Below are 25,239 nucleotides of genomic sequence, written 5' to 3' on the forward strand. Positions count from 1 at the left end.
CGCCGGGCGTGGCGCGCCCGTGCGGCGCTGGCCGCCGTGGTCGCGCTGGCCGGGACCGGCGACGCGCTGGCCGCGCGGCTCGACGACGAGGAGCACGACCACTGGTTCCGGCCCGGCACCGACATTCCGCAGGAGTACCGCGCGGCCATCGTGGAAGCCGGGACCTGGTGCGCGGGCGTGCCGGGGTTGAGCCCCGCGCTCATCGCCGCCATGCTGAAGGCGGAGAGCGGGTTCGACCCCGGCCTCGTCGACGACGCCGCCCGGGAGTACGGCATCGCCCGCTGGACGCCGGATGTCCTGGCTTTCTACCTCCCGGCGAGCTACGCGCGCTCGCCCCGGGCCGGTGCGATGGACCCCGATGTGGCCATCCCGGCGATGGGCAGGTTTCTCTGCGCGATCGGCCCGAAGGTGCACGACGTGCCGGGCGATCCGGCGCTCAATCTGGTGGGCGTCTACCGGAGCTCGGCCGCCACGGTGCGCCGGTCCGGGGGTGTCCCGCCCCGGTGGCAGGCGCACGCCGCCCGGGTCCGCACCTACCTGGAGGCGTACCACCCCCGGTCCGGGGACGGGGACGGGGACGGCCGGACGCCGGGGACGGGGACGGGCGTCCCGGAGAGTTCCCCCGCTCCTCACCGGCGGTAACAACCATCGCTATCTTTGGTAATTACCCCATACTTCGCTATAGGCAGATAACGCTCCTGACATTCACCGGCCGTGAGAGGGTGATCATGTGGAATCGGCACGTGATCTGCTCATCTCCCTGGCGCGACGGTACGCCTTCGGTGACGTGGGAGCCCTCGCCTCGGGCGTCGTGGACGACGCCACCGGCGTCGAGGCGGTGTGCGAGTTCGGCCAGCGGCTGCTCTCCCTCGACGCGGAGGACTTCGCCGCCGAGGCACGGACCGTCCCGAGCGACCTGCGGCGGCGGGCACGGGCCTGCACGATGCCGCAGACGCCCCGGGAGCAGCCGCGGGGGGCGCTGGAGTCCCTGCGCCCCGCCTACGGCCTCCTGCTGGAGGTCATCGCGGTGCGCTGGCACCGCCGCGAGCTGAGCCCGATGGTCGCCGCCATCCACATCGCCAGCGAGTACCTGCCGCTGCTGGCCTTCGAACCGGTACTCGGCAACGCGGGCGACCCGGCGCGCTGGCCGGTCGGGCTGACGGCACCGGGGAGCAGGTTCGGTGTGATCGGCGACCGCGAGTGCGACCACACCAAGGCGGAACAGTCGGCCGTCAACCGGACCCTGCGCGTGGCCGGGGAGCCCGCCGAGGGGTGGCGCGCCTACTTCGACCGGCAGCACAGCCAGGTGGCCGGGGCGCTGGCCACCTGCGTGGCCGACTGCCGCAACCCCTGCACCGCGATGGAGTGGGTGGGACCGGCCCGCGACGACCTCACGCTGCGCTCCCGGGTGGCCCTGGCCTTCGCCGACACCCCCCTGGTGCGGCTGCGCCACGCGGCTCCGGTGGGCCACGGCTTCGGCGTGCCCTCCGCCGAGGAGGTCCTGGAGGCGTGGGACCGCAGCCGGATGATCCTGGCCAAGAACGACGTGGGCGGGGAGGCGTCCAGGGACGACGGCTTCCCGCTGCCCGGGCTGCCCAGCCTGTTCTCCGCCGTCGCGGCCGCCCCGGTGGTGCCCGCCACGCTGCTGGGGGACATCACCGCCCACCTCGTGAAGCTGCTCCAGCGGTGACCGGCCGGGCCCGCGTCAGAGCATCCGGTCGATGAACACCGCCGACACGCAGCAGGCGAGGGAGAACAGCATCAGCATGACCCCCCTGCGGATGTAGCACTCCTTGGCGTCGGAGACGGCGCCGAGGGCCCTGATCCGCAGCACGAGCAGGTCGACCCCGGACCGCGGATCGCGGCCCCGGCCGCCCGGCCCGGCGGGCACCCGTGCGGCGAACCCGCCCGGGTAGGCGCGGCGGCGCTCCAGCGCCCGCCCGGCCAGCCGCGCGCTGCGGGGATGAAGCGCGGCGACGAGCAGGAGAAGCCCGAGCACCCAGAAAAGCATCCCGGCCCACCACAGCCACTCCACCCGTCCGGGCAGCTCTCCGGGACGCAACCGGCCGTCCAGCAGCCCGGCGACGACGGCACCCGCGGCGGTGCCGGTGGTGGCCAGCAGGGTGACGGCCGTCTCGTCCGCCCTGCGGACCTCCTGCCGGGCGTCGGCGAGCGTCTCCCGGATGTAGCCGATGATCGGGTCGTGCTCCCGCGCCGGCCCGGCCTCCTCGGGAGGCCGCCCCGACAGTGCGTCCCACACGATCCTCAGCACGTGCCGATTATCCGGGAAATCACCGTCGCCCGGGACGGGCCGCGGGATCAGCCGTGCCGCGACACCTGGTCCGCGAGCAGCCACACCCCGGCGACGATACCGCCCACCAGGTCGCCCACGCCGAGGACGGCGGCCATCGACATCGCGGCCAGCCGGCAGTCGGCGTCGGAGACGCGCTCCCGGGCCCGGGGGCCCGTGACGATCTCCAGGCCCCGCGCCCGCTGGTCCACGAAGACGAGCACGGCCCGGTCGGCCTCCTCCCCCAGGGCGGCGTGCAGCCGCTCGGAGAAGTGACGGCGCGGGCCGATGGCCGGCCCGACGTAGGCGGCGAAGCGTAGCCCCGTGCGTTTCTCGGCGGCGAGCAGCGCCCCGCGGACGTCGTCCGCCTGGGTCGAGGTCAGAGTCTGCATCTGCATCACCTCGCCGTCACGCCGTCACCAGGTCGCCGAGGCACCACCCGTGCGCCGGCCCGGTTCGGCGACCTCCGCCAGCGAGACCCAGTCGACCTCCGGGGCGGGCACCGGGGGCGCTGGCCGCTCTGTCAGGACCAGGACCCGGAGGCTGACCCCCCGCTCGCTGCGGAACGGACCACCGATCCACATCGCGCCCGCCGACGTGGTCCTGGCGGCCTTGTCCCGCACCCTGCCGGGAAGTGTCACGATCAGGGCGATCAGCAGGAACAGGCCACCGGAGACACCGATCAGGAACGCGAAAACCTCGATCGCGCTGTCCACCCCTTCAACGTAACCCCGCGCCGACGGCGCGTCGAGAGCTACCAGACCGCCGGCCTGCGTTCCCCCCAGAAACCGCCCATGGCGGCCTCGACCTGCGACGACACGGAGATCAACGTGCCTTCGTCACCGAACCGGCCGGCCAGCATCACGCCGATCGGCAGCCCCTCGGCAGTCCAGTACAGCGGGAGGTTCACCGCGGGCTGCCCGCTGACGTTGTAGATCGCGGGGAAGGCCGCGAACCGCTTCATCCGCTCGAAGGTCTCCTCCGGGCCGTCGACGTCCTCGAACCAGCCCACCGGCCGGGGCGGCTGGGTGACGGTGGGGGTGAGCACGGCGTCGTACCGGTCGGTCACCAGCAGGCCCAACCGCGTGGCGAGTTGGAGCGCCGACTGGGCCTGGAGGAAGTCGGGAGCCGGGGTGGCGAAGCCGCGCTCGCGCAGCCAGGCGGTCAGCGGCCGGAGCCTGTCCTGCTTGGTCAGGTCGACCGGGTGCATGCACGCGAAGGCGTACCAGAGTGTCACGAACTGCGGCACCATGTCGGGCGAGAACGGCGGAGCGATGTCGACCACCTCGTGCCCGAGGGCCGTCAGCTCCGCCGAGGCGTGCTCGTAGGCGGCGAGCACCTCCGGGGCGACGGCCGCGCCGGGGACCAGCGGCTCGGCGTAGCGGGCGATGCGCAGGCGGCCCGGGTCCCGGCCCACGTAGGCGCCGAACGACCCCAGCTCGGGCGGCGGCGCGTGATAGAGGTCGCCGGGATTGTTGTGGGCCATGACGTCGAGCAGCGCGGCGGCGTCGGCGACGGTCCTGGCGATCGGGCCGTTGGTCGACAGGCCGGCCAGGTCCGGGATGATCGGCGCGAAGCTGATCCTGCCCCGGGAGGGTTTGACGCCGAACAGACCGCAGACCGAGGCGGGGATGCGGATCGACCCGGCGCCGTCGCTGCCCTGCGCGGCGGGGGCCAGGCCCGCGGCGACCGCGGCCGCCGCGCCGCCGCTGGAGCCGCCGGCCGACAGGGAGAGGTCCCACGGGGTGCGGCTGGGCGGTGACAGGGAGGTCTCGGTGTAGCACGGCAGCCCGAACTCGGGCGTCGCGGTCTTGCCGAGCATGATCGTCCCGGCGTCCCTGAGCCGCTCGACCACGCTGTCGTCCACGGGGGCGACGAAGTCCTCGTAAGTGGCCGAGCCGAAATGGATCGGCACGTCCTTGACCAGGTTGAGGTCCTTGATCGGGATCGGCACCCCGAGCAGGGGGGAGGTGTCGTCACCCGCGAGCGCCCTCGCCTCCGCCCTGCGCGCCTGCTCCAGGGCCGACTCCGCGGTCACAGTCACGTAGGCGCCGATCCGGGCGTCGAGCCGGGTGATGCGCTCCAGATAGTGCTCGGTGATCTCGACGGGCGAGACCTCCTTATGCCGCACGGCCGCCGCGAGCTCCAGGGCGTTAAGATCGTGAATGTGAGCCACGTCCCGCACAGTAAGCGCAGACGGCACGGTTATCCAGAGGGAAAATGCGTAGATACCCGGTTCACGGCCGCGCCAAGCGGAACACTGCAGCCACAAAAGTATGAGAAACGCAATACTAGGCACTCCCAAGGACGTCAGCTACCGTGAGTTACGTGGATTCCGGTCAGGTACCAGAAGACGGTAACACTACGTCACCGATTTGGGTCAGTGACCGACAGGCCGACGACAGGCCGACGTCTCGACCCGCCGCGCCCGCGTCTACCTACGCGTCCGTCGAACGCGCCTCACTGCGTGGCCTGCTTGATGATCCCAAGTACGGCCATCTACGCCGGCGCGTCCTCATCGCGGTCGGCGTCGGCGTGCTCGCGGGCATCCTGCTGGCCAGTTGGCAGCTGGGTTTCACCGCCGCCGTCGTGGCCGCGATCGTCGACACGGTGCTGCGCGCCCGGACCAACTCGTCGGTGCCTGCCTGGCGGCGGGCCTCCGTTGCGGAGCGACGCACGGAGGTGCAGCTCAAGAGGCTGGAGCGGGGCGGCTACCGGACCCTCCACGCCCGCGCGATCCCCGGCAGCGAGGCACAGATCGACCACCTGGTCGTGGGCCCGACCGGCGTCTACGCGGTCGACTCCGAGAAGTGGGACAAGCGCCTTCCGGTCCGCGTCCAGTCGCACCGCAAGCTGTTCCACGGGCCGTTCAACCAGAAGCCCCGCCTCGACGAGGCCCGCTGGGAGGCCACCCAGGCCGGGGAGCTGATCGGCCAGGAGCTCGGCCGCGAGGTCACGGTCGTCCCGTCTCTGGCGATCTACGGGCCGGCCATCCCGTGGAAGGTCCTCAACGTCCGCGAGGTCGACGTCTTCGACGGCAGTCGCGTCCGTAAATGGATCACCAAGCGCGAACGGTCACTCACCGACGTCGAGATCGAGAAGATCTACGAGGCCGCCGAGCGGGTCCTGCCCGCACGTTACCCCGAGAACTGAGAGCCGCCCGGAGAGCCGGAGGCCACCCGGAGAGCCGGTCCCGTCCCGCGCGGGCCGGCTCTCCGTGCTCATTCCCGCGGGGACGGGCACTCGGCCGCCTCAGGACCCGCTCCTGTCGCAGCCCGTCGCCTCAGGCTCCTCCTCCCGCGGCCCGTCGCCGCGGAACCCATCTCTCGCAATCCGTCGCTGCGGAACCCGCCTCCTCGGAGTCCACCGGGCCCACCGACGCCGCGCTCCGCCGCGCTCACCTCGCACACCGCGTCGCGCTCCGCCGCACTCACCCTGCACCCCACCCCGCACGCCCGCCCTGCGCGCTCCGCCACGCCGTGCCCCGGCGCTCGCCGGGAGACGACCGGTTCGGTAGTGTCGGAGAACACCCTGGGTCCGCGCCGGGCCCGCCGAATCGCCGCGACGGCACCCACCCCGTGCTTCGTCGGCGTTCCGAGATCCTCGCGGCATCCGCCCCGGCGGGCGACCGCGAGTCCGTGCCGCGGAGCGGCGTTCGCCGGACAGCTGGTCAGGTACCGCGCGTCTCGTGCTGTGGACAGGCGTCTCACACACCGGGCGGTGGCCGTACCATGTGAAGACTCGGTTCCGATGATGGGAGAAGCCTCATGCCCGCCCTCAGGTCTCGTACGGTCACCCACGGCAGGAACATGGCCGGTGCCCGGGCCCTGCTCCGGGCGACGGGCGTAGCCGGCTCCGACTTCGGCAAACCGATCATCGCCGTGGCCAACAGCTTCACCCAGTTCGTCCCCGGCCACGTCCATCTGCGCGAGGTCGGCGACCTGGTCTCGGGAGCGATCCGCGAGGCGGGGGCGATCCCGCGCGAGTTCAACACGATCGCCGTCGACGACGGCATCGCGATGGGCCACGGCGGCATGCTCTACTCGCTCCCGAGCCGCGAGCTGATCGCCGACGCCGTCGAGTACATGGTCAACGCCCACTGCGCCGACGCCCTGATCTGCGTCTCCAACTGCGACAAGATCACGCCCGGCATGCTGCTGGCCGCGTTCCGGCTGAACATTCCGACGGTCTTCGTCTCGGGCGGCCCGATGGAGGCCGGCAAGACGCCCGGCCGGAAGCTCGACCTCATCGACCCGATGATCGCCTCCGCCGACGACTCCGTCTCCGACGCCGAGCTGCTGGAGATGGAGGAGAGCGCCTGCCCGACCTGCGGCTCGTGCAGCGGCATGTTCACCGCCAACTCGATGAACTGCCTGACCGAGGCGATCGGCCTGGCGCTGCCGGGCAACGGCACCATCCTGGCCACGCACAAGGCGCGCAAGAAGCTGTTCGAGGACGCCGGGCGGAAGCTGGTGGAGATCACCCGCCGCTACTACGAGGAGGACGACGAGAGCGTCCTGCCGCGCAGTATCGCCACCAAGGACGCCTTCGAGAACGCCATGGCGCTCGACGTGGCGATGGGCGGCTCGACCAACACGATCCTGCACATCCTGGCCGCGGCCCGCGAGGCCCAGGTCGACTTCGGCCTCAAGGACATCAACGAGCTCTCGTTGCGCGTGCCCTGCCTGTGCAAGGTCGCCCCGGCCACCGCGAAGTACCACGTCGAGGACGTCCACCGGGCCGGCGGCATCCCCGCCATCCTGGGCGAGCTCGACCGGGCCGGCCTGCTCCACCGCGACGTGCCCACCGTCAGCGGCGGCACCCTGGGCGACTACATCGACGCCTGGGACCCGCGCTCGGAGAACGCGCTGCCCGAGGCGCTGGAGCTCTGGCACGCCGCCCCCGGCAACGTGCGCACCGTCAAGCCCTACTCCCAGGACAACCGCTGGGACTCTCTCGACCTCGACCGCGCCGAAGGCTGCGTGCGCGACGCCGAGCACGCCTACACCCGCGACGGCGGGCTCGCCGTGCTGTACGGCAACATCGCCGCCGAGGGCTGCATCGTCAAGACAGCCGGTGTGGACGAGTCGATCTGGCGCTTCTCCGGACCGGCGGTGGTCTTCGAGTCACAGGAGGACGCCGTCGAGGGCATCCTGAACAACAGGGTCAAGGCCGGCGACGTCGTGGTGATCCGTTACGAGGGCCCCAAGGGAGGGCCCGGTATGCAGGAGATGCTCTACCCGACCTCGTTCCTGAAGGGCAAGGGCCTGGGCAAGGCCTGCGCGCTGATCACCGACGGCCGGTTCTCCGGCGGGACGAGCGGGCTGTCCATCGGACACGCCTCCCCCGAGGCCGCCGAGGGCGGCACCATCGCGCTGGTCCAGGACGGCGACATCGTCGAGATCGACATCCCGGGCCGCTCGATCGAGCTGCGGGTCTCGGAGGAGGAGTTGACCGCCCGGCGCGAGCGGCTCGTGGCCGAGCTGGGCGGCTACCGCCCGCGCGACCGGCAGCGCCAGGTGAGCGCCGCGCTCCAGGCTTACGCCGCGCTCACCACCTCCGCCTCCACCGGCGCCTCTCGCGACCTGTCGCAGCTCTCCCGCTGACCTGCGACTCCTGTCGGGTACGGCGTGCCGTACCCGACAGGAAGTTCGAAAAATGTCGGTGCTGGGGCGTAATGTCTGGGTATGACTAACGTCATGAAGCCCTCCACCCGCCCGTTGACTGCCGCCGAGATCGCCGCCCTCGCCCTGTCCATGGCGCACCTGGGTTCGGGCCCGCAGGCCGGAGCCGCCCGGAGCGGCCTGCGCCACGCCTTCGAGCACATGGAGCTCGACGACGACGTCATCGCCACCACCCTGGCGACCCTGACCGAGCCGATGCCCGCCGAGATCGCCGACCGCGCGCGGACCATCGCCGACGCCATCACCTCCCGCCTCGTCATCCGCCTCCACTACCAGGACGTCTCCGGGCGGGTCACCGTCCGCGACGTCGACCCCGTCACGTGCATGGTCCACCGCGAGTACTGGTATCTCGTCGGGATGTGCCGCATGCGCGGCGCGATCCGGGCGTTCCGGTTCGATCGCATCGTGGCCACCGAGCCCACCTTCGTGCCCGCCCGCCGTCACCGGGCCGAGGGTTTCCTGCCCTTCCAGGGCAAGCGCGCCGCGTAACCGCCTCCTCCGCGGCACGTGCGCCGCGTAACCGCTTGCCGGCCGGGCGCTTCACGGCCGTGCCCGATCCCGTCACCCGGCGGTGCGAACGCGCCGGTGTGGCGGGCTCGGGCGGGCGGCCGAGGGCCGGGACGGGTGCTGCGGGCGACGGACCCCGGCGCGATCCGGCCGCACGACACCACCGGCTCACCGGACCGCACAGCGCGATCCGGCGCATGACGCGACCCGGATCGGGTCACAAGGCCCGGGTCACGGTGTGCGAGCCGGGCCGGGCGACGGAGCCTAGCCGCAGCAGCCGCCCCCGCAGCAGCCGCCGCCCGCGGGGCGGGGAGCGGCGGAGGGGGTGGCCGAGCCTCCGGTCACGGCGACCGTGGACAGCAGCTTGACGGTGTCGTCGTGGCCCTCGGGGCAGAGCGCGGGCTCACCGGCCTGGGCCATCGGGCGGGAGACCTCGAAGGTGGACCCGCAGGCGCGGCAGCGGAAGTCGTATCGCGGCATGGCACACAGAGTACCCAGATCGCTCAGGCGAAGGCGATGGAGGCGTAGTCGCTCACCGGCCGGTAACCGATCGCCTGGTAGATCCGGTTGGACGTGGGGTTGGCCAGGTCGGTGAAGAGCAGCACCTCCTCGGCGCCGTCGGCCAGCGCCTTGGCGCTCACCGCGTGGGAGACGGCGATGCCGTACCCCCCGCCACGCAGCTCGGGAGGCGTGTAGACCGGACCGACCCGGGACATGCCGCCGAGTGGCGTGGAGACTCCGGCGAACGCGACAGGACGCCCGCCCGCCTCCCACAGGACCAGCTCGCGCCGGGCGATCCGGCCGGCCACCAGCGGGGTCAGGTCGGCGCCGGTGCCGTGGTCCGCCTCGGCCTGGAACTCTCCGCCCCACTTCACCAGGAGGTCCAGATCGTCCTCGACGGCCGTACGCGAGGCTCCGCCGGCGAGGGGATCCGGTGCGCACAGCGAGCCGAGCCGGTAGAGGCGCTCGGAACGGCGCTCGGCCTCGGGCCGTCGCCAGCAGGCGGCGAACGCCTCGACCACCGGCAGCGGCCCGGTCACGCCGGAGATGGACCGCTCACGCTCGGCAAGCCGCTCGACGAGTTCCGGGATGGTGTCCGCGGGGATGTCGGGCAGCACCAGGAAGTGGGGCGGCGTCTGGATCGCCGCGGCGACGGTCTGGCCGCCGCGCTCCAGCCGGCCCAGCAGGAGGTCGTCGACCCACTGGCCGTTGCGTATGCCGCGCAGGACCGTGAGCGGCACGGTGTTGCGAACCGGATCCCGCAGCAGCCACGGTTCCGTGGCGGCGGTGTAGGCCTCGGCGTCGGAGGTGAAGGTCCACGTCATGCCCTGATTATGCCGACCCCGGTCCGCCTGGGGCGAGCGATTACGGCGCCGGTGCCACGGCCGCGTCCCGGGCCGGACCCGCGCTACGGCGCCGGGCCACGCCCGCGTGGTCCACGGCACCCGCGTCACGACCGCGCACTCCCCCGGCACCGACGTCACGGCCACGCCGCTCACGCGGGGAGCGCGGGAGAGCGCGGCCGTGACCGCCGTCAGGCCGCGCTCTCCGCCAGGTAGGGCGCCCACTGGGGATCGCCGACGACGTGCGCGCCGATCAGCCGCCAGTGAACGCCGCGTGGCACCACCGGGGCGACGCTGAGCGTCCACCCCAGTTCCTCCAGCATGCGGTCGGCCTTGCGGTGATTGCACGACGTGCACGACGCGACGCAGTTCTCCCACGTGTGGGTGCCGCCTCGCGAACGCGGGATGACATGGTCGATGGTCTCGGCCCGCTGGCCGCAGTAGGCACACCGGTAGTCGTCCCGGCGCATCAACGCGGTACGGGTCAGCGGGATCCGCGACCGGTAGGGGATGCGGACATATCTGCGAAGCCTGATCACCGAGGGGACGTCGAGCGTGCGACTCGCCGAACGGAACACGGCGCCCCGCCCGTCGCGATGCACGACGTCGGCCTTCTCCCGGAGCACGAGTACGACGGCACGGTGCAGGGAGAGAGTGGTCAAGGGTTCGTAGGTGGCGTTCAACAGCAGGACTTGTCGCATCAGCGGGCCCTTCCCGCAGCACGACGCGTCGGTTGAGGGGGCACGCCGTTGCGTACCCCGGCTGGCGGCCCCTCCTGGGGCCCGGGCGCTTCCGTCACGAGGACCTCCGCCGGACGGCCCAGCGGATGCTCACCACGGCACCGTCCTCCACCAAGTTTGGCTTCTGCATCGCGATTCCCGCCACCCATAAATGACTGGAGGGACTCCTGATCCGTTTTATGCCCCCATTACCAGTTATTAACTCCTCCTGCTGCGGATCCGGTACGCCCGCCGCGCAATGGTGCCGACCGGTCCCCCGGAGGTCGTATGGTTTCGGCCATGACGCGACAGCCTTACCCTCCAGCAAGCCGTCTTGACCTCGTCGAGGAGTTGCACGGCGTCCCCGTTCCCGACCCCTACCGCTGGCTGGAGGATCCGGACGATCCGGCGACGAAAGACTGGCTCGAAGCGCAGGAAGGACTGTTCGCCGCCGAGCTGGGGGCGCTCCCGGGGCGGGAGGGTTTCCGCTCGCGCATCGCCGAGCTGCTGAAGTCGGGAACGGTCGGCGCCCCGGTGTGGCGCGGGGACCGGCACTTCTTCATGCGGCGCACCCCGGAGCAGGAGCACGCCGTGCTCTACACCGTCGACCCCGACGGCACCGAGCGGGCGCTGCTCGACCCGATGGCGCTCGACCCCACCGGGCTCACCACCCTCGACACCTGGCAGCCCGACAAGGAAGGCCGCCTGCTGGCGTACCAGATCTCGGTCGGCGGTGACGAGGAGTCGAGCCTCTACGTGATGGATGTCGCGTTCGGCAGCCGGATCGAGGGGCCGATCGACCGGTGCCGTTACTCCCCGGTCGCGTGGCTGCCCGGTGGCGAGGCCTTCTACTACGTGCGCAGGCTGCCCTCCACCGAGGTGCCCGAGGGCGAGGAGCAGTACCACCGCCGGGTCTACCTCCACCGGGTCGGCACCTCCACCGAGGAGGACGTGCTGGTCTTCGGCCACGGCATGGAGAAGACCAACTACTACGGCGTCACGGTCTCCCGCGACGGCCGCTGGCTGCAGATCTCCGCCTCCCGGGGCACGGCGCCGCGCAACGACCTGTGGGTCGCCGACCTGGAGGCCTCCTCCCCCGAGGCGCCCGAGCTGGTTGTCGTGCAGGAGGGGGTCGACGCCCAGAGCTCCCTGCACTTCGGGCGCGACGGCAGGCTCTACGTCTTCACCGACCGTGACGCCCCGCGCTCCCGGGTCTGCGTGACCGACCCGGCCACCCCGCAGTTCGAGCACTGGCGCGACCTGATCCCGCAGGACCCCGAGGCCGTGCTGACCGACTTCGCGATCCTCGACGACCTCGACCGGCCGGTCATGCTCGTCGGCTGGACCCGCCACGCGATCAGCGAGATCTCGGTCCACGACCTGGTCACCGGGGAGCGGATCGGGGAGGTGCCGACGCCCGGCCTGGGCGCCATCGGCGGCATCAGCGAGCGTCCGGAGGGCGGCCACGAGGCCTGGTTCGGCTACACCGACAACACCACCCCGCCGACCATCCAGCGCTACGACGCCCGCACCGGCGAGACCACGCTCTGGGCCGCCTCCCCCGGCGCCGTCGAGGTGCCCGCCGTCGACACCGAGCAGGTGACCTACCGCTCCGCCGACGGCACCGAGGTCCACATGCTGGTGATCTCCAAGCCGGGGGTGACGGGCCCGCGCCCCACGATCCTGTACGGCTACGGGGGCTTCGGCATCTCGATGACTCCGGGCTACTCGGCGTCGATCCTCACCTGGGTGGAGGCGGGCGGCACGTACGCCATCGCCCAGCTGCGCGGCGGCGGGGAGGAGGGCGAGGAGTGGCACCGGGCCGGGATGCTCGCCAACAAGCAGAACGTCTTCGACGACCTGCACGCGGCGGCGGAGCACCTGATCTCCACCGGCGTGACCACCTCCGAGCGGCTGGCCATCTCCGGCGGTTCGAACGGCGGCCTGCTGGTCGGCGCGGCCCTGACCCAGCGGCCCGACCTGTACGCCGCGGTGGTCTGCTCGGCCCCGCTGCTCGACATGGTCCGCTACGAGCGGTTCGGCCTGGGGGCGACCTGGAACGTGGAGTACGGCTCGGCCGAGAAGCCCGACGAGTTCGCCTGGCTGCACGCCTACTCGCCCTACCACCACGTCCGGGAGGGTGTCTCCTACCCTGCGACGCTGTTCACCGTCTTCCAGTCGGACACCCGGGTTCACCCGCTGCACGCCTGGAAGACGTGCGCCGCCCTGCAGCACGCCCAGACCGCCGACCGGCCGATCCTGCTCCGCAACGAGACCGAGGTCGGTCACGGGGCCCGTGCGGTGAGCAAGACCGTCGAACTCGCCGCCGACCAGCTCACCTTCCTCGCCCACCACACCGGGCTGACCTCCTGAAAGCCGCCCACCGCACCGGGCCGGCCCGCTGAGGAGGCCCGCGCCGGGGGCGTCCGGGACCGTCCGCCGGGTCCCGGACGCCTCCGCCCGCCCCGGTCCGGCCCGGTCTTCCCCCCCGCCCCTCGCCGCCTTCCTACGTCACGCACCTGTCGGCCTGCACCGAGGGATACTCCCGGCCGGAGGCCCGGCGGCCTCCGGGGGCCGGAGCAGTCACCGCCGGAGGCGGCCCCGTGGGCTCGCGGGCGCCGGGGACGTGGTCAGGCGACGCCGCGGGTGTCGCGGGCGGCGGCCACGGCGGCCTGGCCCAGGCTGACGCCGCCGTCGTTGGGCGGGACCCGGCGGTGGGTCAGCACGCGGAAGCCGTGGAATCGCAGCGCCCCGACCAGCCCGCCCAGCAGCAGCCGGTTCTGGAAGACCCCGCCGGACAGGGCGGCCGTCCCGACGCCGGTCGCCTCGCGGATCCGCACGCAGGCCGCGGCGGTGGCGACGGCGAACCCGTTGTGGAAGCGGGCCGAGACGGCCGCCGGGTCCTCCCCGCGGCGCGCGTCCTCGGCGACCGCGCGGATGAGATCTCCGACCTGGATCGTCACAAGCGTCCCGTCGTCGAGGAGCCGGGCCGGGTAGGCGGCCTTCTCGGCGGGGTCGGCCCGCTGCTCCAGGACGATCGCGGCCTGCCCCTCGTACGCCACGGTGTCACGGAGCCCGAGGATCGACGCGACCGCGTCGAACAGCCGGCCCGCGCTGGAGGTCGGCGGAGAGTTCACCCCGGATCCGGCGACGGCGAGCACGGCGTCCCAGCGCGTGCCGTGCCGGGTCCGGACGGCCAGGCCCTCGGGGAGCGTGCCTCCGTAGGCGGCGTCCAGATGCGCCGCGGCCATCCGCCAGGGTTGCCTGATCGCCGCCGTGCCACCGGGCATCGGCACCGGGGCCAGGCGCCCGGCCCGGTCGAAGCCCACGAGGTCGGCCACCAGGAGTTCGCCACCCCAGATGGTGCCGTCCGGGCCGTAGCCGAGGCCGTCGTAGGCCACCCCGATGACGGGGCCGGCCTCCTCGTTGTCGGCGAGGCAGGAGGCGATGTGCGCGTGGTGGTGCTGCACCCCGACCAGGTCCACGTCCGTCAGTTCCCGGGCGTATTTGGTGGACAGGTATTCGGGATGGAGATCGTGGGCCACGAGCCGGGGGGTGACGTCGAACAGGCGCCGGAAGTGCTCGATCCCCTCGGTGAAGGAGCGCAGCGTCTCGTAGTTCTCCAGGTCGCCGATGTGGTGGGAGACGAAGGCGTGCTCGCCTCTGGCGAGGCAGAAGGTGCTCTTCAGCTCGGCGCCGCAGGCGAGCACGGGCCGCCGGGCGGGTGGGGAGAGCCGCAGGGGCTCGGGGGCGTACCCTCGGGATCTCCGCATCGGGAACGCCCGCCCGGCGCCCACCGCGATCACCGAGTCGTCGGCACGGACATGGATCGGCCGGTCGTGGGTGAGGAAGGCGTCCGCGATGCCCGCCAGCCGGGTGAAGGCGTCCGCGTCCCGGTAGGCGATCGGTTCGTCGGAGAGGTTTCCGCTGGTCAGGACGTACGGACGGGCGAACTCCGCGGCGAGCAGGTGGTGCACCGGCGTGTACGGCAGCATGAGGCCGAGGCGGCGGTCGCCGGGCGCCACCGACGCGGCGACGGCGGCGCCGGGCCTGCGGGGCAGCAGCACGATCGGGCGGCGCGGACCGGTGAGCAGCCGTTCCGCCTCGGTGTCCAGCTCGCACAGGGCCCGCGCGGCGTCCAGGTCCGGGACCATGACGGCGAACGGCTTCTCCTCGCGGTGCTTGCGGGCACGCAGGGTCCGGGCGGCGTCCTCGTCGGCGGCGTCGACCGCCAGGTGGTAGCCGCCGAGCCCCTTGACGGCCAGCACGGCACCCGATCGCAGCAGCCGCACCGCCCCCGTGACGGGATCGCCGTCGTCCCCGGCCCGGCGGCCGTCCCGGGAACCGAGGAGCCGGAGGGTGGGGCCGCAGGCCGGGCAGCAGACGGGCTGGGCGTGGAAGCGGCGGTCGGCGGGGTCGCGGTACTCCCTCTCGCAGTCCTCGCACATGGCGAACGCGGCCATGGTCGTGGCCGGCCGGTCATAGGGAACGTCCCGGGCGATGGTGAAACGCGGCCCGCAGTTGGTGCAGTTGACGAAGGGGTGGCGGTAGCGGCGGTCCGCGGGGTCGAACAACTCGGCCAGGCAGTCATCACATGTCGCGACATCAGGTGAGATCAAGGCGGTCCGGCCGGTCCCCTCGCGGCTGACCGCGATGTGGAACCCCCGGTCCCCGCAGGCGGGGATCGCGATGGCCGTCATGCGGTGGACGGCCGCCAGCGGCGGTGCGCACCGGCGCAGGTCCTCCTGGAAGCGCTCGATGTCATCGGGCACCCCCTCGGCCTCGATGAACACGCCCCGGCCGTCGTTGCCCACCCATCCGGACAGTCCCAGCCGCCGGGCCAGGGAGTGGACGTGCGGGCGGAAGCCCACGCCCTGCACGATCCCCTCGATGGTGATCCTCACGCGGATCGGAGCCTCCGCGCCCGCTCGTCCGGTGCTCACGCCGCCATCCTCACGGGCCGGAAGAGCGGGCGGCGACCCCGTCCCCTGATCTGGACGAGAAGGTTACGCGAACGATCAGAGCTTTACTCCCGATTGTCGCGCATGGGTGTCGGCACTGAAATAACCCGCCGTAACCTAACGACTACCGTGAAAAAACGGAGGCAACGATGCCTATCACGCGTACAGCCACACATATGACGCAAACAGCGTCTACCGCGCCCACCGTTCACGACGTCGTCATCGAGGCCTTCGCCCGCCGGGATCACGCCGGCCGGGCCCTGGCGGACGACGCGGAGAACATCGCGCGAACCTGCCAGGCCATGGCTGTGCGCTTCCGTCGCGGCGGCAAACTCATCGTCTTCGGCAGCGGCGGCGCGGGCACGGACGCGGCGCACATCGCGGTCGAGTTCATGCACCCGGTCATCGTGGGCAAGCGGGCGCTCGCGGCGCTGGCCCTGAGCAACGACGCCGCGACGGTCAGCGGGGTGTGCGGCGAGGAAGGCGTCGCCGAGGCCTTCGCCCACCAGCTGCGCTGCTGGGCCGCCCCCTCCGACATCGCGCTGGGCGTCTCCCGGGACGGCCGGTGCGCGAGCGTGGTACGGGGCCTGGAGGTCGCCGGGGAACTGGGGCTGCTGACCGTCGCCCTCGTCGGCGGGGACGGAGGCACGATCGCGCGGAACCGGACGGCGGACCACGTCCTGGTCGCCGCCGCGGACGACCCCACCGTGGTCAAGGAGGTCCACGTGACCACCTACCACCTGCTCTGGGAGCTGGTGCACGTGTTCTTCGACCAGCCGGGCCTGCTCGCGAACGGGGGCGCACGATGAACAGGCCCGGCCACTGTACCGGTGACGTCTGCGTCACCTGCTCCGATGAGGCGCTGCCGGTGACGGTGGTCCGGCTGATGGAGCCGAACCTCGCGATCGTCGACGCGGGCGGGGTCCTGGAGGAGGTGAGCGTGGCGCTCGTCGACCCGGAGGTCGGCGACACCGTCCTCGTCCACGCCAAGGAGGCCATCGCCGTGGTCACGCGCGGGGGCGGCACACCCAAGAGCACCGGACCGGAGAGCGGCACGCCCGGGAACACGGGCCGGGGAGGCCACGATGGGCCCGCCTGACGAGACACCTCCCGGGGGCGTCCGGCCCGCCGAGGGCGTCGAAGGGCTCTACCCCTTCCTCTACGCCGGCCGGGCCGGGCTCGACACGGCGCTGGAGGAGGCCAGGCGGTCCACCGTGGAGAAGGCCGGTGAGATCGTGCGGTTGCGCCGGCAGGTGGCCGAGGAGTCGGCGGCGGAACTGGCCGCGTGCGCCGAGGAGATGGCGGCCAGGTTCACCGCGGGCGGCCGGCTGTTCAGCTTCGGCAACGGCGGCAGCAGCACCGACGCCCAGGAGGTCGCCACCACCTTCCTGCATCCTCCCCGCGGCCGGGCGCTGCCCGCCCTCTCGCTGACCACCGACGTCGCCGTGGTCACCGCGCTCTCCAACGACGTGGGCTTCGAGGTCGTCTTCGCCCGCCAGCTCGCGGCGCTGGGACGGTCCGGGGACATCGCGGTCGGCCTGTCGACCAGCGGGGGCTCGGCCAACGTGGTGCGGGCGTTCGAGGAGGCGGCGCGGCGGGGCATGCTCACCGTCGGCCTGGCCGGCGGCGGAGGCGGCAGGCTCGCCGAACTCGGCCTGCTCGACTACCTGTTCGTCGTGCCCTCCTCGTCTGTGCACCGGATCCAGGAGGCGCAGACGACGCTGTACCACGTCCTGTGGGAGCTGACCCGGCACGCGCTCGCGACCCACGCCCCGCCGGAGGCCGGGCAGCCGCGCGGAACCGGGCACGCGCCCGGGACACGGGACGTACCCGGACCGGAACCGGTCCCGCGGGCCCACGGTCCCGGATGAAGACCGGGCGCCGTGGTCCGCGCCGCGCTGACAACCCTCGCACCGATCACGATCAATCGATGTCCACGAGGAGTGGGGAGGCGTCATGGCAACGCCAACGGACGCAGCGAACGCCAGACCTCCGGAACAGCGGGAACCGGTGGTCCACATACTCTGGATCAACGCCGGGCTGAGCTGCGACGGCGACTCCGTCGCCCTCACCGCGGCCACCCAGCCGAGCATCGAGGAGATCGTGCTCGGCGCGTTCCCCGGGCTGCCGAAGGTGGCCGTGCACTGGCCCCTCATCGACTTCGAGTGCGGACCGATGCAGGGGGCCGACGTCTTCATCGAGTGGTTCTTCAAGGCCGACCGCGGCGAGCTCGACCCGTTCGTCCTGGTCGTCGAGGGTTCGATCCCGAACGAGTCGATCAAGCAGGAGGGCTACTGGTGCGGGTTCGGCAACAACCCGGAGACCGGTCAGCCCATGACGACCAGCGAGTGGCTGGACCGGCTCGCGCCCAAGGCGACCGCCGTCCTGGCCGCCGGCACCTGCGCGACGTACGGCGGCATCCACGCCATGGCCGGCAACCCGACCGGCGCCATGGGCGTCGCCGACTACCTGGGCTGGGACTGGCGCTCCAAGGCCGGTCTGCCGATCGTCAACGTCCCGGGCTGCCCGATCCACCCGGACAACCTCTCCGAGACGATCCTCTACCTGCTCTACCAGGTCGCCGGTCAGGCCCCGATGATCCCGCTGGACGAGGCGCTGCGCCCGACGTGGCTGTTCGGCCAGACCGTCCACGAGGGCTGCGACCGGGCCGGCTACTACGAGCAGGGCCAGTTCGCCACCGAGTACGGCTCGCCGAAGTGCCTCGTCAAGATCGGGTGCTGGGGCCCCGTGGTCCGGTGCAACGTGCCCAAACGCGGCTGGATCAACGGTATCGGCGGCTGCCCGAACGTCGGCGGGATCTGCATCGCCTGCACGATGCCGGGCTTCCCCGACAAGTTCATGCCGTTCATGGACGAGCCGCCGGGGGCCCGCGTGTCCTCGACGCTGAGCAGCGCGTACGGCAACGTCATCCGCACCCTCCGGAGCATCACCTTCAAGACGGTCGACAAGGAACCGAAGTGGCGCCGCGCGGGGCGTGAACTGCTGACCGGCTACAAGGCGCCCTGGAGCTGACATGACGACATCGGAGCGGAGCAGCGAATTCGTGGAGATGGCCTGGGACCCCATCACCAGGATCGTCGGGAGTCTCGGCATCTACTGCAAGGTCGACTTCGCCGGCAGGCGGGTCGTGGAGTGCTACAGCACCTCATCGGTCTTCCGCGGCTACAGCATCTTCATGAAGGGCAAGGATCCGCGCGACGCCCACTTCATCACCAGCCGGATCTGCGGGATCTGCGGCGACAACCACGCCACCTGCTCGGTCTACGCGCAGAACATGGCCTACGACGTCCGGCCGCCGGCCCTGGGAGAGTGGATCGTCAACCTCGGCGAGGCCGCCGAGTACATGTTCGACCACAACATCTTCCAGGAGAACCTGGTCGGGGTCGACTACTGCGAGAAGATGATCCGCGAGACCAACCCGGGCGTGCTGGAGCTGGCCGAGCGCACCGAGGCACCGCACGCCGAGGACCACGGCTACCGGACCATCGCCGACATCATGCGCTCGCTGAACCCGCTGGAGGGCGAGTTCTACCGCGAGGCGCTGGCGGTCAGCCGCACCACCCGCGAGATGTTCTGCCTCATGGAGGGCAGGCACGTCCACCCCTCCACGCTCTACCCGGGCGGCGTCGGCACGGTCGCGACCGTGCAGTTGTTCACCGACTACATGACCCGGCTGATGCGCTACGTGGAGTTCATGAAACGGGTCGTTCCCATGCACGACGACCTGTTCGACTTCATCTACGAAGCGCTCCCCGGCTACGAGGAGGTCGGCCGCCGGCGGGTCCTGCTGGGCTGCTGGGGCAGCTTCCAGGACCCCGAGCACTGCGACTTCACCTACCGGAACATGAGCGACTGGGGTCGCAGGATGTTCGTCACGCCGGGCGTCATCGTCGACGGCAGGCTCGTCACCAACGACCTGGTCGACATCAACCTCGGCATCCGGATCCTGCTGGGCAGCTCCTACTACGACGACTGGGCGGGGCAGGAACCGTTCGTCACCCATGATCCGCTGGGCAACCCGGTCGACATCCGGCACCCGTGGAACCAGCACACGATCCCGCATCCCCAGAAGCGCGACTTCACCGACAAATACAGCTGGGTCATGTCTCCCCGCTGGTTCGACGGGGAGAACACGCTCGCGCTTGACACCGGCGGCGGTCCCCTCGCCCGGCTCTGGGCGACGGCGCTGTCCGGCCTGGTCGACACCGGGTACGTCAAGGCCACCGGCCGCAGCGTGCAGATCAACCTGCCGCGGACGGCCACGAAGCCGGAGAAGACGTTCGAGTGGACGATTCCCGAGCACAACGGCCAGCCGCTGTCCAACGCCATCGAGCGCAACCGGGCCCGCACCTACTTCCAGGCCTACGCGGCGGCGTGCGCGCTGCACTTCGCCGAGCAGGGCCTGGCCGAGGTGCGCGCGGGCCGCACCCAGACGTGGGCGCCGTTCACCGTCCCCGACGAGACGATCAGCTGCGGCTTCACCGAGGCCGTCCGGGGCGTCCTCTCCCACCACATGGTGATCAGGGGCGGGAAGATCGCCAACTACCACCCGTACCCGCCGACGCCCTGGAACGCCAGCGTCCGCGACGTGTACGGCACGCCGGGACCGTACGAGGACGCGGTGCAGAACACGCCGATCTTCGAGGAGAACCCGCCGGAGACCTTCAAGGGCATCGACATCATGCGCACCGTACGGAGCTTCGACCCGTGCCTGCCGTGCGGGGTGCACATGTACCTCGGCGGCGGTCAGGAGCTCCGCACGGTGCACACTCCGCACGCCTTCACCGCGACGTGATCCATCGGCCGCCGGGGAACCACCGCTCCCCGGCGCCGGAAAGGAGGGCCGGGGCACATGCCGCAGGTCCATGACGTTCAGGCGACCGGGAGCCGCGTCGAGGCGCTGCTCGCCGATCTCGGCACGCTGGGCGACGCCGCGACGCGCGCCAGGGCGGAGGAACTCGTCCGGGCGCTCGTCGAACTGTACGGCGCCGGGCTGGAACGCATCGTCGAGATCGTCACCGAGGTCCGGGCCGCCGAGGTGCTGCGCCGTCTCGTCGACGACCGGCTCGTGGCGGGCCTGCTGATCCTGCACGACCTGCACCCGCTGAGCCCGGCCGAACGCGTCCGCGAGGCGCTCGACACCGTACGCCCCTACCTGGGCCTGCACGAGGGCGGCGTGGAGTTGCTGGGCGTGGACGAGGAAGGGGTCGTCCGGCTGCGCCTGGAGGGCACCTGCCATGGCTGCCCGTCCTCACGGGTCACCGCGACCGACGCCATCGAACGGGCCGTCCGCGAGGCCGCGCCCGAGGTGACCCGGGTGGATGTCGAAGGGGTGACCGACGACCGGCCGGAACTGCTGCAGATCCAGCCCCGCCCGCCGGGCCCCTGCCCGGTACCGGAGCCGGAGGCGGTCCCGTGACGGCCACCGGACTGCGCAGGTTCCGCGAACCGCCGCGGCCGGACGGGCCGGACAGGCCCCGGGTGGCGCGGTGCGAACTGTGCGGGGAGGTCGCCGGCGACGACCACGGCCACGTGGTGAACACCGAGACCCGGGCGCTGCTGTGTGCCTGCCGCCCCTGCCACCTGCTGTTCACCCGCGACGACGGCAGCCGCAGGCGCTACCGCGCGATCCCGCGGCGCTACCTGTACGCTCCGTCGTTCCGGCTGAGCCCGGCGGACTGGGAGGAACTGCAGATCCCGGTCCGCATGGCTTTCTTCTTCCGCAACTCGGCGCTGGACCGGGTCGTCGCCTTCTACCCGAGCCCGGCGGGGGCCACCGAGTCGCTGCTGCCGATGGGGACGTGGGAACGCGTCCTGGCGGCCAACCCGGAGATGGCCGACGCCCGGCCCGACGTGGAGGCGCTCCTGGTGGACCGCCGCCCCGACGGGGGGTTCGCCTGCCACCTGGTACCGATCGACGCCTGCTACGAGCTGGTCGGTCTGGTACGGCTGCACTGGAAGGGATTCGACGGCGGCCGGGAGGCGCGGGAGGCCGTCGACGGCTTCTTCGCGAGCCTGCGCGAGCGCAGCCGGACCGTACCCCCCGGCGCGGAGGAGCCGCACGGGACGCCCGCGGAACCGGACGTACCACGGGAAGCGAGCGCGGAACCGGACGGGCTCCGGGGAACGCCCGCGGAACCCGACAGGCCGCACGGGACGGCCGCGGAACCGGAGGGACCGTCGGAGGCGGACGCGCCGTCCGTACCGGCGGAGGGCGGCGACGGCCGTGGATGAGCTCGCATTCACCTGCGTGGGCGCACGGGCGGAGGCGTACGCGGCCTTCCCGACGCTCGTCTTCCGGGTGCGCGTCACCCACCCGTCCCCGGCGGGGGTGCACACCATCGCGCTGCGCTGCCAGATCCGGGTGGAGCCGCACCTGAGACGGTACGACGCCGCCGAGACGGAGATGCTCGGCGACCTGTTCGGCGACCCGGACCGGTGGGGCGACACGCTCAAGCCCCTGCAGTTCGCCAACGTCTCGGTCATGGTGCCGGCCTTCACCGGGACCACCGAGATCGACGTGCCGGTGCCCTGTGGCTACGACCTGGAGGTGGCCGCGGGCAAGTACTTCGCCGCGCTGGACGACGGCGAGATCCCACTGATCATGCTCTTCAGCGGCACCGTCTTCGCCAGGGCGCCGGAGGGCTTCACCGTGGGCCAGGTGCCGTGGCACTGCGAGGCCCGCCACCGGCTCCCGGTGGCCGTCTGGCGGGAGCTGATGGACCGCTACTTCCCGGACTCCGGGTGGCTGCGGCTGCGCCGCGACACCCTGCGGGACCTCAACCTCTTCAAGTCCGAACACGCCCTGGCGACCTGGGACGAGACCATGCACCTACTACTGCGGGAGACACGGGGATGAGCGTGCCGATGGACATCGCCCGGCGGGTGGCCGACACCGTACTGTACGAGGGCTACCTGCTCTACCCCTACCGCGCCTCGGCGGCCAAGAACCGGGTGCGCTGGCAGTTCGGGGTGCTGGTGCCCCCGGCGTTCACCGCCACCGCCGAGCATCCGGCCAGCCTCACCGAGTGCCTCCTGGAGGGGGCCGCCGGCGCCGAGGCCCGCCTGCTGCTGCGCTTCCTGCACGTCAGGACACGCGTGGTCGAGCGCGCCGAGGACGACGGCTACTGGCCGGTCCGGGAACTGCGCACCGCCGGGCGGACCTACCTCACCTTCGACGAGGCGACCGAACGCGAGGTGGAGGCGGTGATCCCCATCGCCGAGCTGCTGGGCGGCGCCGAACGGGTGGTCGAGGTCCTCATCCCCGGGGACCACGCGATCGAGCCGATCCCCGGGCCGTCCGGCGAGGCGCGGGGGCGTGTCGTCACCCGGCACCTGCCGCTGGAGGCGGCCGTGCGGGTCTCCGCCGAGCGGGTACCGGGGCCGTACGACCTGGTCAAGCTGCGCGCCCGGGTGGAGAACACCGACACCTGGGAGCCGCGGGGCGCGCCGCGCGAGGAGGCGCTGCGGCGCTCGCTGATCGCCGCGCACCTGCTCGTCTCGGTGAACGCCGGCGCCTTCGTGTCCCTGCTGGACCCGCCCGAGTGGGCCAGGCCGGCCGTGGAGACCTGCCGCAACGAGCACACCTGGCCGGTGCTCGTCGGCGAGCCGGGCCACCGCGACGTGATGCTCTCCTCCCCGATCATTCTGTACGACCACCCGGATATCGCGCCGGAGAGCCCCGGCGCCCTGTTCGACGCCACCGAGATCGACGAGATGCTCCATCTGCGGACGCTCACCCTCACCGAGGAGGAGACGCGGGAGGCGCGGGCGACCGACTCCCGGGCCGCCGAGATCGTCGACATGGTCGGCGGGCTCCCGCCCGAGATGGTGGAACGGCTCCACGGCGTGATCCGTTACCTGAACGGGCCCGACCGGGTCCGCCCCACCACGCCGCCGGACCCGCCCTCCGGCGAGCCGCAGCGGACGCCGTCGTCCGGGGACCCGGAGCAGGTGCCCGCCACGCCGTGGTGGGATCCGGGGGCCGACCCCACCGTCTCGCCGGAAACCGACGGCGTGACGATCCGCGGGGTGACCGTCTCCCGGGGCAGCCGGGTCCGGCTTGCCCCGGGCCGGCGGCGCGCGGACGCCCACGACATGTTCCTGGCGGGCAGGACCGCCCGGGTGGAGGCCGTTCTCCTCGACCTGGACGGGGTCCGCCACCTGGCCGTCACCCTCGACGAGGATCCGGGCGCCGACCTGTACCGCGCCCACGGGCGTTTCCTCTACTTCGCCCCCGACGAGGTCGAACCGCTGGACACCGGGTGGGCCGACGACGAGGAGGTGGGCGCGTGAAGATCCTGGTGGCCGGGGTGGGGAACGTCTTCCTCGGCGACGACGGCTTCGGGGTCGCGGTGGCCGGGCACCTGGCGGGTACCGGGCTGCCCACCGGGGTCACGGTCCGGGACTTCGGCATCCGGGGCATCCATCTCGCCTACGAGCTGACCGGCGGCGGGTACGACACCGTGGTCCTCGTCGACGCCGTGTCCCGCGGCGGGCCGCCGGGCACCCTGTACGTCATCGAACCGTCGCCGGGCGACCGTCCGGGCTCCTTCGTCGACGCGCACTCCATGACGCCCGAGGCGGTGCTGGCGCTGGCGGACGCGCTCGGCGACGAGGCCGGAGACACGGCCGGGCCCGGCGGAACCGGCGGAACCGGCGGAACCGGCGGAACCGGCGAGGCTCGCGGGATGGACGGGACCGGAAAGGCGGGAAGGACCGGCGTCGCCCGGGTCCTCCTGGTCGGTTGCGAGCCCGCCGACACGTCTCCCGGCATGGAGCTCAGCGCGCCGGTCGCGGACGCCGTCGGCAGGGCGGCGGAGATGGTCGTCGAGCTGGTCGAGGAAGAGATCGCGATGGCGCTCGCCACCGCGGGCCGGGAGGGGGAACGAGCATGCTGAAACGCCTGGTGGTCCTGGCGATGCTGGCGGGGGTGGCCGTGCTCGTCTACCAGTCCATCCCCGACATCAAGCGTTACCTGAGGATCCGGAGCATGTGACGGCTCCGCGCGTCGCCTCCCCGGCCCGGCGACGCAGGTCCCCGGCCGGACGACATGAGATCGACCCCGTACGAGACGAGGTGAGACCAACCGTGCATGAGTTCGGGATCGCCGAGGCGATCCTCGCCGCGGTGGAGAAGCGGGCGGACGGCCGGCGGGTGGAACGGGCGCGCGTACGCGCGGGCGCCCTGCTCCGCATCACGGAACCGGCGATCAACCAGGCGTTCTCCATGGTCGCGGAAGGGTCGGTGGCCGAGGACGCCCAGGTGGAACTGGTCGTCGTCCCCGTCACCCTGACCTGCCGGTCCTGCGGGAGGACCGCCGCCTCCGCCGACCCCTTCGCCGTCTGCCCCGGGTGCGGCGGTACCGATATCGACACCGAGGGCGGCGAAGACCTCGTCCTCGAATCCATCCAGATGGCGGAGGCCTCTCATGTGCCTGGGAATTCCCGGCGAGATCGTGGAAGTCCTGTCGGACCGTCCTGACCTCGCCATGGTCGACGTGAGCGGCGTCAAACGCGCGATCAACATCGGCCTGCTGGAGCACGGGAGCGTCGTGCCCGGCGACTGGATCCTCATCCACGTCGGCTTCGCGCTCTCGAAGATCGACGAGATGGAGGCCAAGGCCGCGCTCGACTTCCTGGAGAGTATCGGCCAGGCGTACGAGGACGAGATCGCGGCCCTTCGAGACTCCATGATCGAAGAGGAGTGAGACCC

27 protein-coding genes are annotated in these 25,239 nt (G+C 72.1%); 19 read left to right on the plus strand and 8 right to left on the minus strand.

Annotated features, from left to right (window positions below):
- Together ABD841_RS32170 and ABD841_RS32175 are read left to right on the plus strand one after the other, a co-directional pair.
- On the plus strand, positions 1-642 hold a 642-nt coding region (locus ABD841_RS32170; protein ID WP_486389209.1), incomplete at its 5' end, for a lysozyme family protein.
- An 88-nt stretch (positions 643-730) separates the two neighbouring features.
- Positions 731-1,690, plus strand: a complete 960-nt coding sequence (locus ABD841_RS32175; protein WP_344979651.1) for a hypothetical protein — start codon at positions 731-733, stop codon at positions 1,688-1,690.
- Positions 1,691-1,705: 15 nt separating this feature from the next.
- On the opposite strand, the gene ABD841_RS32180 is transcribed toward ABD841_RS32175, so the two are convergent.
- From ABD841_RS32180 to ABD841_RS32195, 4 genes are read right to left on the minus strand one after another with little or no spacing between them, the layout of a single operon-like run.
- A complete protein-coding gene (locus tag ABD841_RS32180; RefSeq protein WP_344979653.1) occupies positions 1,706-2,272 on the minus strand; it encodes a Pycsar system effector family protein in 567 nt (188 codons plus the stop codon).
- 47 nt (positions 2,273-2,319) lie between these two features.
- Entirely contained in the window at positions 2,320-2,688 is a 369-nt protein-coding gene (locus tag ABD841_RS32185; RefSeq protein ID WP_344979655.1) for a DUF5130 family protein, read from the minus strand.
- 18 nt (positions 2,689-2,706) lie between these two features.
- Positions 2,707-3,006, minus strand: a complete 300-nt coding sequence (locus ABD841_RS32190; RefSeq protein ID WP_344979657.1) for a hypothetical protein — start codon at positions 3,004-3,006, stop codon at positions 2,707-2,709.
- Between the two features lie 38 nt (positions 3,007-3,044).
- Entirely contained in the window at positions 3,045-4,466 is a 1,422-nt protein-coding gene (locus ABD841_RS32195; protein ID WP_344979659.1) for an amidase, read from the minus strand.
- Positions 4,467-4,825: 359 nt separating this feature from the next.
- Between ABD841_RS32195 and ABD841_RS32200 the strand changes: the two genes are divergently transcribed.
- From ABD841_RS32200 to ABD841_RS32210, 3 genes are all read left to right on the plus strand, one after another.
- On the plus strand, positions 4,826-5,443 hold the full coding sequence (locus ABD841_RS32200) for a nuclease-related domain-containing protein (RefSeq protein ID WP_344979661.1): 618 nt from the start codon (positions 4,826-4,828) through the stop codon (positions 5,441-5,443).
- A 614-nt stretch (positions 5,444-6,057) separates the two neighbouring features.
- On the plus strand, positions 6,058-7,896 hold the full coding sequence (gene ilvD / locus ABD841_RS32205) for a dihydroxy-acid dehydratase (protein ID WP_344979663.1): 1,839 nt from the start codon (positions 6,058-6,060) through the stop codon (positions 7,894-7,896).
- Between the two features lie 81 nt (positions 7,897-7,977).
- Positions 7,978-8,463, plus strand: a complete 486-nt coding sequence (locus ABD841_RS32210; RefSeq protein WP_344979665.1) for a helix-turn-helix transcriptional regulator — start codon at positions 7,978-7,980, stop codon at positions 8,461-8,463.
- Positions 8,464-8,745: 282 nt separating this feature from the next.
- On the opposite strand, the gene ABD841_RS32215 is transcribed toward ABD841_RS32210, so the two are convergent.
- The 3 genes from ABD841_RS32215 to ABD841_RS32225 form a co-directional block, all read right to left on the minus strand.
- On the minus strand, positions 8,746-8,961 hold the full coding sequence (locus ABD841_RS32215; protein WP_344979667.1) for an FmdB family zinc ribbon protein: 216 nt from the start codon (positions 8,959-8,961) through the stop codon (positions 8,746-8,748).
- 23 nt (positions 8,962-8,984) lie between these two features.
- Positions 8,985-9,806, minus strand: a complete 822-nt coding sequence (locus tag ABD841_RS32220; protein ID WP_344979669.1) for a GNAT family N-acetyltransferase — start codon at positions 9,804-9,806, stop codon at positions 8,985-8,987.
- Positions 9,807-10,015: 209 nt separating this feature from the next.
- Positions 10,016-10,525: an HNH endonuclease gene (locus tag ABD841_RS32225; RefSeq protein WP_344979672.1), complete on the minus strand. Its 510-nt coding sequence runs from the start codon at positions 10,523-10,525 to the stop codon at positions 10,016-10,018.
- A 318-nt stretch (positions 10,526-10,843) separates the two neighbouring features.
- Between ABD841_RS32225 and ABD841_RS32230 the strand changes: the two genes are divergently transcribed.
- Positions 10,844-12,916 carry a prolyl oligopeptidase family serine peptidase gene (locus ABD841_RS32230; protein WP_344979674.1) on the plus strand — a complete coding sequence of 691 codons (2,073 nt, stop codon included), beginning with the start codon at positions 10,844-10,846 and terminating at the stop codon, positions 12,914-12,916.
- Positions 12,917-13,173: 257 nt separating this feature from the next.
- On the opposite strand, the gene hypF is transcribed toward ABD841_RS32230, so the two are convergent.
- The gene (gene hypF, locus ABD841_RS32235) at positions 13,174-15,486 is read right to left on the minus strand and encodes a carbamoyltransferase HypF (RefSeq protein ID WP_344979676.1); all 2,313 of its coding nucleotides are present in this window, start codon (positions 15,484-15,486) and stop codon (positions 13,174-13,176) included.
- A 194-nt stretch (positions 15,487-15,680) separates the two neighbouring features.
- Here hypF and ABD841_RS32240 point away from each other — a divergent pair, with 194 nt between their 5' ends.
- The 13 genes from ABD841_RS32240 (at position 15,681) to ABD841_RS32295 (ending at position 25,234) form a co-directional block, all read left to right on the plus strand.
- The gene (locus tag ABD841_RS32240; protein ID WP_344979678.1) at positions 15,681-16,313 is read left to right on the plus strand and encodes a D-sedoheptulose-7-phosphate isomerase; all 633 of its coding nucleotides are present in this window, start codon (positions 15,681-15,683) and stop codon (positions 16,311-16,313) included.
- On the plus strand, positions 16,310-16,603 hold the full coding sequence (locus ABD841_RS32245) for a HypC/HybG/HupF family hydrogenase formation chaperone (RefSeq protein WP_344979680.1): 294 nt from the start codon (positions 16,310-16,312) through the stop codon (positions 16,601-16,603). Before ABD841_RS32240 ends, ABD841_RS32245 begins: the two co-directional genes overlap by 4 nt.
- On the plus strand, positions 16,590-17,375 hold the full coding sequence (locus ABD841_RS32250) for a D-sedoheptulose-7-phosphate isomerase (RefSeq protein WP_344979682.1): 786 nt from the start codon (positions 16,590-16,592) through the stop codon (positions 17,373-17,375). Before ABD841_RS32245 ends, ABD841_RS32250 begins: the two co-directional genes overlap by 14 nt.
- Positions 17,376-17,460: 85 nt before the next feature.
- Positions 17,461-18,537: an NADH-quinone oxidoreductase subunit B family protein gene (locus ABD841_RS32255; protein WP_344979684.1), complete on the plus strand. Its 1,077-nt coding sequence runs from the start codon at positions 17,461-17,463 to the stop codon at positions 18,535-18,537.
- A gap of 1 nt (position 18,538) precedes the next feature.
- Positions 18,539-20,320 (plus strand): nickel-dependent hydrogenase large subunit, encoded by a 1,782-nt coding sequence (locus tag ABD841_RS32260; protein WP_344979685.1) that lies wholly within the window; start codon positions 18,539-18,541, stop codon positions 20,318-20,320.
- A 57-nt stretch (positions 20,321-20,377) separates the two neighbouring features.
- Positions 20,378-20,944, plus strand: coding sequence for a NifU family protein (locus tag ABD841_RS32265; protein WP_344979687.1), 567 nt, complete (start codon positions 20,378-20,380; stop codon positions 20,942-20,944).
- Positions 20,941-21,759 (plus strand): DUF5947 family protein, encoded by an 819-nt coding sequence (locus ABD841_RS32270; protein ID WP_344979689.1) that lies wholly within the window; start codon positions 20,941-20,943, stop codon positions 21,757-21,759. The genes ABD841_RS32265 and ABD841_RS32270 overlap by 4 nt, the downstream gene beginning before the upstream one ends.
- A complete protein-coding gene (locus ABD841_RS32275; RefSeq protein WP_344979691.1) occupies positions 21,752-22,384 on the plus strand; it encodes a DUF6084 family protein in 633 nt (210 codons plus the stop codon). The genes ABD841_RS32270 and ABD841_RS32275 overlap by 8 nt, the downstream gene beginning before the upstream one ends.
- A complete protein-coding gene (locus ABD841_RS32280; RefSeq protein ID WP_344979693.1) occupies positions 22,381-23,820 on the plus strand; it encodes a hypothetical protein in 1,440 nt (479 codons plus the stop codon). The genes ABD841_RS32275 and ABD841_RS32280 overlap by 4 nt, the downstream gene beginning before the upstream one ends.
- Entirely contained in the window at positions 23,817-24,425 is a 609-nt protein-coding gene (locus tag ABD841_RS32285; RefSeq protein WP_344979695.1) for a hydrogenase maturation protease, read from the plus strand. The genes ABD841_RS32280 and ABD841_RS32285 overlap by 4 nt, the downstream gene beginning before the upstream one ends.
- Entirely contained in the window at positions 24,419-24,523 is a 105-nt protein-coding gene (locus tag ABD841_RS40960; RefSeq protein ID WP_425582077.1) for a DUF6893 family small protein, read from the plus strand. The genes ABD841_RS32285 and ABD841_RS40960 overlap by 7 nt, the downstream gene beginning before the upstream one ends.
- A 92-nt stretch (positions 24,524-24,615) precedes the next feature.
- On the plus strand, positions 24,616-25,008 hold the full coding sequence (locus tag ABD841_RS32290) for a hydrogenase maturation nickel metallochaperone HypA/HybF (RefSeq protein ID WP_344979697.1): 393 nt from the start codon (positions 24,616-24,618) through the stop codon (positions 25,006-25,008).
- Positions 24,983-25,234, plus strand: a complete 252-nt coding sequence (locus ABD841_RS32295; RefSeq protein WP_344979698.1) for a HypC/HybG/HupF family hydrogenase formation chaperone — start codon at positions 24,983-24,985, stop codon at positions 25,232-25,234. Before ABD841_RS32290 ends, ABD841_RS32295 begins: the two co-directional genes overlap by 26 nt.
- Positions 25,235-25,239 lie beyond the last annotated feature (5 nt).

The organism is Streptosporangium fragile, from assembly GCF_039534445.1.
Lineage (GTDB): Bacteria > Actinomycetota > Actinomycetes > Streptosporangiales > Streptosporangiaceae > Streptosporangium > Streptosporangium fragile.